An 11784-nucleotide genomic window follows, 5' to 3' on the forward strand; every position below is an offset into this window, starting at 1 on the left:
GCCGTGATGATGTAGGCAGCACCGGTCTGCCCTGAAGGAGCCCTCCATGACCCCGCCCGTCGTCCACTCGCTGCGCGAACAGATCCGCGAGCACATCGTGGAGGGGATCGTCAGCGGGCGCTGGAAGCCGGGCGAGCGGATCGTGGAGCGCCGCATCGCCACCGAGCTGGAGGTCAGCCAGACGCCCGTGCGCGAGGCGCTGCGCGAGCTGGAGACGCTGCGGCTGATCGAGTCGGCCCCCAACAAGGGCGTCCGGGTCCGCAACCTCACCGCCGCCGACCTGGAGGAGAGCTACCCGGTCCGGGCGGGCCTGGAGCAGATCGCGGCCGAGCTGGCGGCCCCGGTGCTCGGCCGGGACTGCTCGGCACTGGAACCGCACGTGGCCGCGCTGTACGAGGCGGACCGGCTGGCCGACGGCGAGGCGCAGGTGCGGCACACGGTCGGCTTCCACCGGGAGCTCGTGCGGGCCGCCGGGAACGCGGTGCTGCTGCACACCTGGGAGGGGCTGGGCATCGAGGTGTTCACGGCCCTGTCGATCCGCTGGCTGGGCACGGTGCAGAAGTCGTACGCGGAGGAGCACCAGGCGCTCATCGACGCGTTCCGCGCCGGGGACCCGAGGATCGGCGCCCTGGTGAAGGCGCACGTGCTGGGCTGCGCCCCGGCCCCCGAGCACGCCGACCACATCGAACACGCCGAGGCCGCTCCCCCCGCCGAGTAGCCCTCGCCCCGCCCTCGGGCCCGCCAGTTCGGAGAAGCACGGCCCGCCCCTCGCGGAGGCGCACTGCCCGCCCGTCGCGGATAAGCACGGCCCCGCCCCCCTCGCGGAGACGCGCCGCCCGCCCTCTCGGAGGCGCGCACGGCCGCCCCGTCATCTGCCGCGAGGCCCGCTCTTCTGTGCAGGTCAGCGCCCCTTTTGCGCGCTATTTCGCGTCACTCCGTGCCCCCTTTCGAGGCACCCCATGCCACTTTTCTTCATATCGAGAAGTTTTGCCGTTCATCCTTTGATCGATCATCGATCAGCGCCTTACAGTTCACATCGCGGGCCCACCGGCCCCATCGCCCTGTCCTGCCAGCCAGGGCCTTCTCCACCCCCCTCCTCTCCGGAAGGCGGCGATCATGACCGACCCCGTAGGAAAGCTTCCGAGCGAGCTCGACCAGCTCCCGGACCGTGACCCCGAGGAGACCGCCGAGTGGGCGGCCTCCCTGGACGCCGTCACCAAGGCCGCCGGCCCGCACCGGGCCGCGTACCTGATGCGCCGGTCGCTGCAGCACGCCGAGGGCGCCGGTCTCGCGCTGCCCAAGCTGCTGGAGACCGACTACGTCAACACCATCCCGACCGCCGCCGAGCCCGCGTTCGACGGCGACCTGGAGATGGAGTCGCGGATCACCGCGTGGAACCGCTGGAACGCGGCCGCGATGGTCACCCGGGGCGCCCGGTACGGGGTAGGCGGCCACATCGCCACCTTCGCCTCGGCGGCCTGGCTCTACGAGACCGGCTTCAACCACTTCTTCCGCGGCAAGGAGGGGGACGGGTCCGGCGACCAGCTCTACATCCAGGGCCACGCCTCCCCCGGCATCTACGCCCGCGCCTTCCTCGACGGCCGGCTGAACGAGCGGCAGCTCGACAACTTCCGCCAGGAGGCGGGCGGCGACGGTCTGCCCTCCTACCCGCACCCGCGGCGGCTGCCCTGGCTGTGGGAGTTCCCCACGGTGTCGATGGGCCTCGGCCCGCTCTCGGCGATCTACCAGGCGCGCTTCAACCGCTATCTGGCCAACCGCACCATCAAGGACACGGCCGGCTCGCACGTCTGGGCCTTCCTCGGCGACGGCGAGATGGACGAGCCCGAGTCGACCGCGGCCCTCGCGCTGGCCTCCCGTGAGCAGCTCGACAACCTGACCTTCGTCATCAACTGCAACCTGCAGCGCCTCGACGGCCCGGTCCGCGCCAACTTCCGCGTGGTCCAAGAGCTGGAGGCGCAGTTCCGCGGGGCCGGCTGGAACGTCGTCAAGACGCTCTGGGGCAACGCCTGGGACGAGCTGTTCCAGCTGGACACCCAGGGTGCGCTGCTGCGCCGCCTGCGCGAGGTCCCGGACGCGCAGTTCCAGACGTACGCCACCCGCGACGTCGCCTACATCCGCGAGCACTTCTTCGGCGCCGAGCCCGCCCTCGTCGAGCTGGCGAAACTGCTCACCGACGCGAAGATCGCCGAGTGTTTCTACACCTCGCGCGGCGGCCACGAGGCCCGCAAGGTCTACGCGGCGTACAAGGCGGCCGTCGAGCACAAGGGCGCGCCGACCGTGATCCTGGCCCAGACGGTCAAGGGCTACACGCTCGGCAAGGGCTTCGAGTCCAAGAACGCCAACCACCAGATGAAGAAGCTGTCGGTCGACGAGTTCAAGGGCATGCGCGAGCTGCTCGGCCTCCCGATCCCCGACAGCGCCTTCCAGGACGGCCTGGTCCCCTACGGCCACCCGGGCGCCGACTCCGCCGAGGTCCGCTACCTCCAGGAGCGCCGCGCCGCGCTCGGCGGCCCCGCCCCGGCCCGCCGGCTGCACGCGTCGGCGCCGCTGCCACAGCCCGAGGAGCGCGCGTTCAAGGCCCTGTACAAGGGGTCCGGCAAGCAGGAGATGGCCACCACCATGGCGTTCGTCCGCCTGGTGAAGGACCTGATGCGGGACAAGGAGACCGGCAAGCGCTGGGTGCCGATCGTCCCGGACGAGGCCCGTACCTTCGGTATGGAGTCGCTGTTCCCGTCGGCCGGCATCTACTCGCCGCTGGGTCAGACGTACGACCCGGTCGACCGCGACCAGCTGATGTACTACAAGGAGGCCAAGGACGGCCAGATCCTCAACGAGGGGATCACCGAGGCCGGGGCCATGGCCGACTTCATCGCCGCCGCCACGTCGTATGCGACGCACGGCGAGACGATGATCCCGTTCTACATCTTCTACTCGATGTTCGGCTGGCAGCGGACCGGCGACCAGATGTGGCAGCTCGCCGACCAGCTCGGCAAGGGCTTCATCGTCGGCGCCACGGCGGGCCGCACGACCCTGACGGGCGAGGGCCTCCAGCACGCGGACGGCCACTCGCACCTGATCGCGGCCACCAACCCGGCCTCGCTCAACTACGACCCAGCGTTCGCGTACGAGGTCGCGGTGATCGTCAAGGACGGCCTGCGCCGGATGTACGGTCCTGACGCCGAGGACGTCTTCTACTACCTGACGGTCTACAACGAGCCGAAGCCGCAGCCCGCGATGCCCGAGGGCGTCGAGGAGGGCATCGTCAAGGGCCTGTACCGCTTCAAGGAGGGCACGCCCGCCACGGCGGACGCGCCGCGCCTCCAGCTGCTGGCCTCCGGCACGGCCATCCACTGGGCCCTGGAGGCCCAGGAGCTGCTGGCCGCCGACTGGGGGGTCACGGCCGACGTCTGGTCCGCCACCTCGTGGGGCGAGCTGCGCCGCGACGCGCTGGCGGCCGACGAGGCGCTGCTCCGCGGTGAGGTCCAGGTCCCGTACGTGACGCAGGCGCTCTCCGGCGCCCCGGGCCCGGTGCTCGCGGTCAGCGACTGGATGCGCCAGGTCCCGGACCAGATCAGCCAGTGGGTGGAGCAGGACTGGTCCTCGCTCGGCACGGACGGGTTCGGCCTCTCCGACACCCGTGACGCGGCCCGCCGCCACTTCGGCGTCGACGCCCCGTCGATCGTCGTGGCCTCGCTGGCCCAGCTCGCCAAGCGCGGCGAGGTCCCGGCCTCGGCGGTCAAGGAGGCCCGGGAGCGGTACGGCCTCTGAGCCCCACCCCCGCAGCACGAAGGGACCCCCGGTCACCGGGCGGACGCGTCCGACAGCGCGCCCGCACGGCGGCCGGGGGTCCCTCCGTTACCGGCGCCGTGACTCGCGACCGGTGCCGTGACCACGAACGCGTGCGCGCCGCCGTGCCCCCGGCCCGTGCGCGCCGCCGTGACAATGGGGGCATGCGCGCTGCCCGGCTGATCAAGATGGTGCTGCTCCTGCAGTCCCGCCCCGCGATGACCGCCGCCGAGCTGGCGGCGGAGCTGGAGGTGTCGGAGCGTACGGTCACCCGTGACGCGCAGGCCCTCTCCGACGCGGGCGTCCCGGTGTACGCGGAGCGCGGCCGGGCCGGCGGTTACCGGCTCGTCGGCGGCTACCGCACCCGGCTGACCGGCCTCGCCCGCGACGAGGCGGAGGCGCTGTTCCTCTCCGGACTGCCCGCCGCCCTGCGCGAGATGGGGCTGGAGGACGCCGCGTCGGCGGCCCGCCTCAAGGTGTCGGCGGCGCTCATGCCCTCCCTGCGCGACGCCTCGTCCTCCGCCGCCCGCCGCTTCCACCTGGACGCGCCCTCCTGGTACCACGAGCCGGAGACCCCCGACCTGCTGCCCCCGATCGCCGACGCGGTCTGGGACGACCGGCTCCTGCGGGTCCGCTACCGCCGGGGCGGGGGCCGCGACCACGCCGGTACGGAGGTGGCGCGGGAGCTCGCGCCGTACGGGCTCGTCCTCAAAGCGGGGATCTGGTACCTCTGCGCCCGGGCGGGCGAGGACTTCCGGGTCTACCGGATCGACCGCTTCACCGCCGTGGAGGCGGCCGACGGGCGCTTCGAGCGGGACGAGGACTTCGACCTGCCCGGCTTCTGGGCGGAGCGCGCCACCGCCTTCGCCCGGTCCCTGCTGCGTACGGAGGTGACCGTACGGGTGTCCGAGCGCGGGGCGCGGATGCTCGCGTACACCGGCGACCGCGCGGCGGCCGCTGCGGCCCTCGCGGAGGCGTCCGCACCGGACCGGGACGGGTGGCGGACCCTCACACTGCCCGTGGAGTCACCGGACGTCGCCTACAGCCAGCTCCTCGCGCTCGGCCCCGAGTTGGAGGTCCTGGCGCCCGACGCGCTGCGGGCCCGGTTCGCGGCGGCGGCCGAACGCCTGCGCGAGCTGTATCGCTGAAAGGCTTCAATTCGGCGGCTGCGCGTGCGGCGGCCCCCGGCAGGCTGGATGCTGTACCCGTGATGGACGAAACGGAATTCTGGGAGATCATCGACAGCACCCGCGAGGCCGCCGACGGCGACCCCGAGGACCATGCCGACCTGCTGGTCGAACGGCTGACCCGGCTCGATCCCGATTCCGTGCTGGACTTCGCCCGGCATTTCGAGGCCCGCTACAACCGCGCGTACGCCTGGGACCTCTGGGGCGCGGCGGCGGTGCTGCTGGGCGGGGCGAGCGACGACGCGTTCGACTGGTTCCGCTGCTGGCTGATCGGCCAGGGGCGGGAGGTCTTCGAGGGGGCGCTGCACGATCCGGACGGTCTGGCGGAGCTGCTGGAGGAGTTCGACGAGGAGTACGACGGGGACGGCGAGGAGCTGGGGTACGCGGCCGACGAGGCGTACGAGCAGCTCACGGGTGTGGTCGCGCCCGATCTGGGGCTTCCGCCGCAGCCCGCCGAGCCGCTGGGCACCCCGGTCGACTTCGAGGACGAGGACGCGCTCGCCACCCGCTTCCCCGAGCTTTGGGACCGCTTCGGGCCCGCCCGGTAGCAAGGCCCCGGGCGGGGCCTCCGTGAGCGGGCTCCGTGAGGGGACTCCGTACGAAGCCTCCGCGCGGGGCGCCCGTCAGGCCGGGTCGAGCGAGCGGCCCATGCAGACGTCGTCCACGTACCGGCCGTTCAGGAAGAACTCCCCGGGAAGGACCCCTTCGACGGCGAAGCCCTCGGAGGCGTACAGCGCGCGGGCGGGTTCGTTGTGGGCGAGGACCCGCAGGGTGATCCGGTTGGCGCCCCGGCGGCGGGCCTCGTCGCAGGCGGCGCGCACCAGGAGGCGCCCGACCCCGGCCCCGCGCGCCCAGCCGGCCACGGCGAGCCCGCGTATCTGGCGCACATGGGCGTTGGAGGCGAGCGGCGTGGGCGGGACGACCCGGACGTACCCGGCGACACGCGGAGCCCCGCCCTCCGCCTCGGCCGCCTCCGCCACGAGGAAGTCCTCCGGCGGGTGCCCCTCCTCGAAGAAGGGGCCGTACGGGGGCGTCGGCCGGGGCAGGACGGCGTGCAGGGTCGACCACGTGGACCGGTCGAGCTCGGCGAGCTCGGCCTCGTCGGCGGGCGCGGCGGGGCGGACGGCGATCAGCGGGAGTGCGGGCATGGCAGCACTGTGCCACGCGGCGTTCCCCGTGTTCGAGCCCTTATCCGGGGCAGAATGGGCCCATGCCGAGCTCCCGTATCGCCGTCAGCGGATCGTCCGGACTCATCGGAGCGGCGCTGGTGCGCTCGCTGCGCGCCGACGGGCACGAGGTGGCCCGCCTGGTGCGGCGGCCCGCCAGAACCGGTGACGAGGTCGAGTGGGACCCCAAGCGCGGTCAGGTGGACGCGGCCGGGCTCGTCGGCTGCGACGCCGTGGTCCACCTGGCCGGGGCCGGGGTGGGCGACCACCGCTGGACCGACGCCTACAAGCGGGAGATCCGCGACAGCCGGGTCCTGGGGACCGCCGCCGTCGCCGAGGCCGTCGCCTCGCTCGACGCCCCGCCCCGGGTGCTGCTCTCCGGATCCGCCATCGGCTTCTACGGCGACACGGGCAGCTCCCCGGTGGACGAGAGCGCGCCGCCCGGCGACGGCTTCCTCCCCTCGGTCTGCGAGGAGTGGGAGGCGGCCACCGCCGCCGCCGAGGAGGCGGGCGTACGGACCGTGCACGCCCGGACCGGTCTGGTCGTGGGCCGCGAGGGCGGGGCGTGGGGACGGCTCTTCCCGCTGTTCCGGGCGGGGCTCGGCGGGAAGCTGGGCAACGGTCGGCAGTACTGGAGCTTCATCGCGCTGCACGACCACGTCGCGGCGCTGCGCCACATCCTGGACACCGAGTCGCTGACCGGGCCGGTGAACCTGACCGGGCCGAAGCCGGTCACCAACGCCGAGGTGACCGCCGCGATGGGCCGGGTGCTGCACCGCCCGACGCTGCTGCCGGCCCCGGCGCCCGCGCTGCGGCTGGCGCTCGGGGAGTTCGCGGAGGACGTGCTGGGCAGCCAGCGGGTGATCCCGGCGAAGCTGCTGGACTCCGGGTTCTCGTTCGCCTTCCCCGGCATCGACGAGGCGATCCGCGCCGCGCTGGACCGATGAGTCCGGCCGGGTGCGGCCGCTCCGCGTGGCGGGCGGCTGTGCGACCCCGTGCCCCGGTGCTCCCCGCCGCGCATCTGACCCAGTATCAGCCATCCTCCTAGCCTCGATGCGAACTCCGGCTTTCCGGGGGCCTGTTGGGGGGAATAACCCTCCACCAGTCGCACCGACTCGGGGAGGGGCACGTGCGCAGCACGGCACACCACGCAGACGTGATCATCATCGGGGCCGGGATCGCCGGCCTGGCGGCGGCCCACCTGCTGATCAGGGCGGGGCTCGGCGTCAGTGTCCTGGAGGCCGAGCCCCGAGTGGGCGGCCGACTCGCCACCGACACGGTGGACGGGTTCCGGCTCGACCGCCTCGGCCCGTTGCTCAACGGCGCCTGGCCCGAACTGACCGCCCCCCAGTGGCTCGGCGCCCTGGAGCTGCGGGAGTTCGCGCCCGGGGTCCTGGTGCACGGGGAGGGCCGCCGCCACCTCACCGGCGACCCACGGAGCGCGAGGGGCGCACTCAAGGCAGCGCGCACCTTATCGAGCGCCCCCTGGCCCCATCGCGCCCCCCGCACGCCGGGCGTTTCCCGCATGTCCCGGGTCTCCCGGGCCGCCGGGGGCTCCCCGGCGGCCTGGGCGTCCCGCACCTCCTGGCCGACACCGAGCGCGTACGGGAGCGAGCCCGGCGCTCCGGCGCGCGGCGGCGGCCGGGGCGGCGCGGTGACCGGCGCGATCGACCGGGCCCGGCTGGGCGCGGCGCTGTCGCGGCTAGCGGCCACCGACGAGACCCGGCTGCTGGCCCGCCCGGAGCGGACGGCCGCCGAGGCGCTGCACGGGACCGGGCTGCCCGCCCGGACGGTGGACGGCGTTCTGCGCCCCCTGCTCACGGCGCTGCTCAGCGATCCCGGGCTCACCACGTCGAGCCGGTACGCCGATCTCGCGCTGCGGGACTACGCGCGCGGCGGGCTGTGCGTACCGGCCGGGGGCTCGTCCGCCCTGCCGGAGCTGCTGGCCGCCGCGCTGCCGCCGGGGACGGTGCGCACGGGCGTCCATGTGACGGCCGTCGGCATCACCTCCGTACGGACCAAGGAGCACGGCGAGCTGGGGTGCCGTTCGCTGCTGCTGGCCACCGGGGCGGAGGCGGCGGCCGAGCTGCTGCCGGGTCTGCGGGTGCCGGCGTTCCACCCGGTGACGGTTTTGCACCACACCGCGCCGGCCCCGCCGCCCACGGGCCGGTCGCTGGTGCTGGACGGCGACCGGTCGGGCCCGGTGGCCCACACCGCCGTGATGAGCGAGGTCGATCCTTCGAGGGCGCCGGCGGGCCGGACGCTGGTGACCTCGACGGTGCTCGGGGCGCCGCCGGCCGATCTGGACCGCTCGGTGCGGGCGCATCTGGCCACGCTGTACGGGGTGCCGACGGAGCGCTGGGAGCTGCTGGCGGCCCACCACGACCCGGAGGCGGTGCCCGCGATGGAGGCCCCGCACGATCCGCGCCGCCCGGTGCGGGTGCTGGCCGGGCTGTACGTGTGCGGCGACCACCGCGACACCAGCTCGGTGCGGGGGGCGCTGCACTCGGGCCGACGGGCCGCGGAGGCGATCCTCGCCGACCTGGCCGTCCCGGGCGCGCACGAGGGGAGCCCGGGGCTGCCGGAGGCGGCGTAGGCCGGGCTACGGGCCCGCCCGGGCGGGCCGGAGGCGGCGTAGACCGGGCTGCGTGGCCGTGGGCCCGGGGCCGCCCGCCGCGCGGGCCCGGGGCCGCCGGAGACGGCGTGGACCGAGCAACGGGGTCGTGCGGGCCGCCTGGGCCGCCCGGGCCGCCCGGTGGGGCATGGACCGGCTGCGGGCACGTGGCCCCGGGGCCGCCCGGCGGCTTCCAGGAGCCGCCGGGCGGCCCCGGGTCAGCCGAGGGCGGCGACGCGGTCGCGGTAGCCGCGCACGGCGACCGCGTCCCGGTACGGCTCCAGGCTGCGCTCGAAGGCGCGTACGTACTCCGTGGCCCGCACCGAGCGCATCTCCGCCGCCTGCTGGGCCGCCTCCGCGCCCAGCTGGCACGCCTGCTCCAGCTCGCCGAGGCCGAGCCGCGCCGAGGCCAGCACCACCCGGCAGAACAGCCTGCTCCGGGCGTACGCCGGGGCGCGGAGCTGGAGCGACCGCTCGGCGTGCTGGGCAGCGGCCCGGTACTGCTGGAGGTCGCGGTGGCAGTGGCCCAGCTCGTCCGCGAGCTGGGCCTCGTCGAAGGTGCGGGCCCAGGGCGGGGTGTCGTCGCCGGGGCGCGCGGTCTCCATGGCGTGCTCGGCCCGGCTCAGGGCGGCGGTGCAGGAACGGGCCTCGCCGAGCACCCCGTGCCCGCGCGCCTCGACCGCGTGCAGGAGCGCCTGGACGAGCGGCGGGGCGGACGAGCCGATGCCCTGCTGGGCCACCCGGGCGAGCTGGACGGCCTCCCTGCCGTGCCCGAGGTAGATCGCCTGGCGGCTCATCGTGAGCAGCACGTAGGCGCCGTAGCCCCGGTCGCCGGCGGCCTGGGCGAGCCGTAGCGCCTGGACGAAGTACCGCTGCGCGAGGCCGTGCGCGGCGATGTCGTACGAGGTCCAGCCGGCCAGCCGGGTCAGGTCGGCGACGGCGGCGAACAGCCGTCGCCCGGTGGTCTCGCCGTACGTGCCCCGGAGCATCGGCTCGGCCTCGTGCTCCAGGTAGCGCACGAGGGCCTGCCGGGCGTGGCCGCCGCCGTAGGCGTGGTCGAGGGTGCGGAAGAGCTCGCCGACCGAGCGGAGGGCCGCGACGTCCCCGGCGCCGACCCGCTGCCCGGCGCCCCGGTCCGTCTGGCGCTGGCGCGGGACCACGGGCAGCGCCCCGTTCCCGGGGTGCGCCCCGGCGGGCGGGTGCGTGCCGTTCGGGTGGGTGGCGGGCGGGCCGGACGGCGTCGGCCGCTGATGGCCCGCCGACGGGCGCGGCAGGGCCCGGACCTCGGTGCGCTGCGTGCCGTCCGGGCGGCCCGGCGCGGCGGCCGGCGCCTCTCCCCCGGCGGCCCGGCGGGCGGCGCCGCCGTCGCGGGCCACCCATTCGTCGGCCCGGCCGATGAGCCAGTCGCGGCTGGGGACGACGAGTCCGGCCGGGGTGAAGGCGATCTTGCGCAGCTCGGTGTGGGTGCCGGAGTCCTTGCGCCATAGCCCGCTGACGATGTCGACGGCCTCGGCGGGGGTGGCCGCGAACTCCAGTCCCGCGTAGACGGGCGCGCAGGCGTCCAGCCCGAGGTCCTGGGCGGTGAGCCGCCGCCCGAGCCGCCGGGTGAAGACCTCCGCGATCAGGGCGGGGGTGGTGCCGCGCGGCTGCTGGCCCCGGAGCCAGCGCGTCACGGAGGTCTTGTCGTACCGCAGGTCCAGGCCGTGTTCGAGGCCGAGCTGGTCGACGCGGCGGGCCAGGCCGGCGTGCGAGAACCCGGCTTCGGCGATGAGCGAGGCGAGCCGACGGTTGGGCGTGCGCTGCGGGGGTCGTTCCGACATCAGCTGTACGGTCTCCTGCCTTCGGGGCCGACCGGGCAGCCCTCATGGGAACGGCGCGAATGTAGCGGCCTCCGGAGCGGTCGCAGCCGCCCTTTGCTCCACGTTCATCCGATCGTGTGAGGATTCCGGGCAGAGCTGACGGAAACGCCCGAGACGTGGAAGGGGGCGGGGCGGCCTCTCCACCTGCCGGGGAGCCGTCCGGGTGACGGCCGTACAGTGGATACGGGCGCGATCAGTGCAGGGCGCCGTCATCCCGGGGACACCCCTCCGGGCACACGGAGCCCGCGTAGGGAGGCATCGGTGAGCGAGCTGCGGTTCGTCCGTCTGGGCTTCGGCGAACAGGCCGTCGAGTACACGGAGGCTTGGCAGAAGCAGCGTGAGGTGCACGCGGACCGGTTCGAGGACCGGATCCCGGACACCTGTCTGCTCCTGGAGCACCCGCCCGTCTACACCGCGGGGCGTCGCACCGCCGACAGCGAGCGTCCGCTGGACGGTACGCCGGTGATCGACGTCGACCGCGGCGGGAAGATCACCTGGCACGGCCCCGGCCAGCTCGTCGGCTATCCGATCCAGAAGCTGCCGCGTCCGGTCGACGTCGTCGCGCACGTGCGCCGGCTGGAGGACGCGCTGATCCTCACGGCCACCGAGTTCGGCGTGGAGACCACCCGGATCGAGGGCCGCAGCGGCGTCTGGGTGCTCGGCGACCCGGTCGAGCAGCGGCAGGCGCTGGGCGGGCTGTCGCTGGACTTCGACCCCCGGGTCGAGGACGAGGAGTTCGACGCGCGGCTGAACGGCCCGGAGTACGCCCCGTCCAACGCCGGCCAGCGCCGCGAGGACCGCAAGCTGGCCGCGATCGGCATCCGGGTCGCCAAGGGCGTCACGATGCACGGCTTCTCGCTGAACGTGAACCCGGACAACACCTGGTTCGACCGGATCGTGCCGTGCGGCATCCGGGACGCGGGAGTCACCTCGCTCTCCAACGAGCTCGGCCGGGAGATCACGATCGAGGAGGTGCTGCCGGTGGTCGAGAAGCACCTGCGGAACATCCTGGAGAACGCGGAACTCGCGCCGCGCGAGATCGTCCCGGCGGAAGCACCGCCCGCCGGGCAGCCGGTACGGGAGACGGCCGGGCGGCAGACGGCCGCGGCGCCCGCACCGGCGTAGCGGCACAAGCCGGGCGGTCCGTGCGG

9 protein-coding genes are annotated in these 11784 nt (G+C 74.6%); 7 read left to right on the forward strand and 2 right to left on the reverse strand.

The features are described 5' to 3' along the window. Nucleotides 1-46: 46 nt before the first annotated feature. From IF19_RS0109965 to IF19_RS0109980, 4 genes are all read left to right on the forward strand, one after another. Complete coding sequence (locus IF19_RS0109965) at nt 47-718, forward strand: GntR family transcriptional regulator (protein WP_050493779.1); 672 nt, start codon at nt 47-49, stop codon at nt 716-718. A gap of 398 nt (nt 719-1116) precedes the next feature. Then, complete coding sequence (aceE, locus tag IF19_RS0109970; RefSeq protein WP_030118031.1) at nt 1117-3789, forward strand: pyruvate dehydrogenase (acetyl-transferring), homodimeric type; 2673 nt, start codon at nt 1117-1119, stop codon at nt 3787-3789. A 182-nt stretch (nt 3790-3971) separates the two neighbouring features. Continuing rightward, the gene (locus tag IF19_RS0109975; RefSeq protein WP_030118030.1) at nt 3972-4955 is read left to right on the forward strand and encodes a helix-turn-helix transcriptional regulator; all 984 of its coding nucleotides are present in this window, start codon (nt 3972-3974) and stop codon (nt 4953-4955) included. Nucleotides 4956-5017: 62 nt separating this feature from the next. Further along, the gene (locus IF19_RS0109980; protein WP_030118029.1) at nt 5018-5542 is read left to right on the forward strand and encodes a DUF4240 domain-containing protein; all 525 of its coding nucleotides are present in this window, start codon (nt 5018-5020) and stop codon (nt 5540-5542) included. A 75-nt stretch (nt 5543-5617) separates the two neighbouring features. Here IF19_RS0109980 and IF19_RS0109985 read toward each other — a convergent pair whose 3' ends face one another. Continuing rightward, on the reverse strand, nt 5618-6142 hold the full coding sequence (locus tag IF19_RS0109985) for a GNAT family N-acetyltransferase (protein WP_030118028.1): 525 nt from the start codon (nt 6140-6142) through the stop codon (nt 5618-5620). A gap of 62 nt (nt 6143-6204) precedes the next feature. Between IF19_RS0109985 and IF19_RS0109990 the strand changes: the two genes are divergently transcribed. Together IF19_RS0109990 and IF19_RS0109995 are read left to right on the forward strand one after the other, a co-directional pair. Continuing rightward, nucleotides 6205-7107, forward strand: coding sequence for a TIGR01777 family oxidoreductase (locus tag IF19_RS0109990; protein WP_030118027.1), 903 nt, complete (start codon nt 6205-6207; stop codon nt 7105-7107). Nucleotides 7108-7289: 182 nt separating this feature from the next. Beyond that, nucleotides 7290-8756 carry an FAD-dependent oxidoreductase gene (locus IF19_RS0109995; RefSeq protein WP_030118026.1) on the forward strand — a complete coding sequence of 489 codons (1467 nt, stop codon included), beginning with the start codon at nt 7290-7292 and terminating at the stop codon, nt 8754-8756. A 236-nt stretch (nt 8757-8992) separates the two neighbouring features. Here IF19_RS0109995 and IF19_RS0110000 read toward each other — a convergent pair whose 3' ends face one another. After that, entirely contained in the window at nt 8993-10594 is a 1602-nt protein-coding gene (locus IF19_RS0110000; RefSeq protein ID WP_030118025.1) for an NsdA family TPR-like regulatory protein, read from the reverse strand. Between the two features lie 300 nt (nt 10595-10894). Here IF19_RS0110000 and lipB point away from each other — a divergent pair, with 300 nt between their 5' ends. Next, nucleotides 10895-11758 carry a lipoyl(octanoyl) transferase LipB gene (lipB, locus tag IF19_RS0110005; protein ID WP_030118024.1) on the forward strand — a complete coding sequence of 288 codons (864 nt, stop codon included), beginning with the start codon at nt 10895-10897 and terminating at the stop codon, nt 11756-11758. The last annotated feature ends 26 nt before the right edge of the window (nt 11759-11784 follow it).

Source organism: Streptomyces californicus (assembly GCF_000717645.1).
In the GTDB taxonomy this organism is placed as follows: domain Bacteria; phylum Actinomycetota; class Actinomycetes; order Streptomycetales; family Streptomycetaceae; genus Streptomyces; species Streptomyces californicus.

Excerpts from the sequence above, each read along its gene's own strand:
- IF19_RS0109965 (WP_050493779.1), top strand. The coding sequence starts at position 47 with ATGACCCCGCCCGTCGTCCACTCGCTGCGCGAACAGATCCGCGAGCAC.
- IF19_RS0109975 (WP_030118030.1), top strand. The coding sequence starts at position 3,972 with ATGCGCGCTGCCCGGCTGATCAAGATGGTGCTGCTCCTGCAGTCCCGC.
- IF19_RS0110000 (WP_030118025.1), bottom strand. The coding sequence starts at position 10,594 with ATGTCGGAACGACCCCCGCAGCGCACGCCCAACCGTCGGCTCGCCTCG.
- IF19_RS0109980 (WP_030118029.1), top strand. The coding sequence starts at position 5,018 with ATGGACGAAACGGAATTCTGGGAGATCATCGACAGCACCCGCGAGGCC.
- IF19_RS0109985 (WP_030118028.1), bottom strand. The coding sequence starts at position 6,142 with ATGCCCGCACTCCCGCTGATCGCCGTCCGCCCCGCCGCGCCCGCCGAC.
- IF19_RS0109990 (WP_030118027.1), top strand. The coding sequence starts at position 6,205 with ATGCCGAGCTCCCGTATCGCCGTCAGCGGATCGTCCGGACTCATCGGA.
- aceE (WP_030118031.1), top strand. The coding sequence starts at position 1,117 with ATGACCGACCCCGTAGGAAAGCTTCCGAGCGAGCTCGACCAGCTCCCG.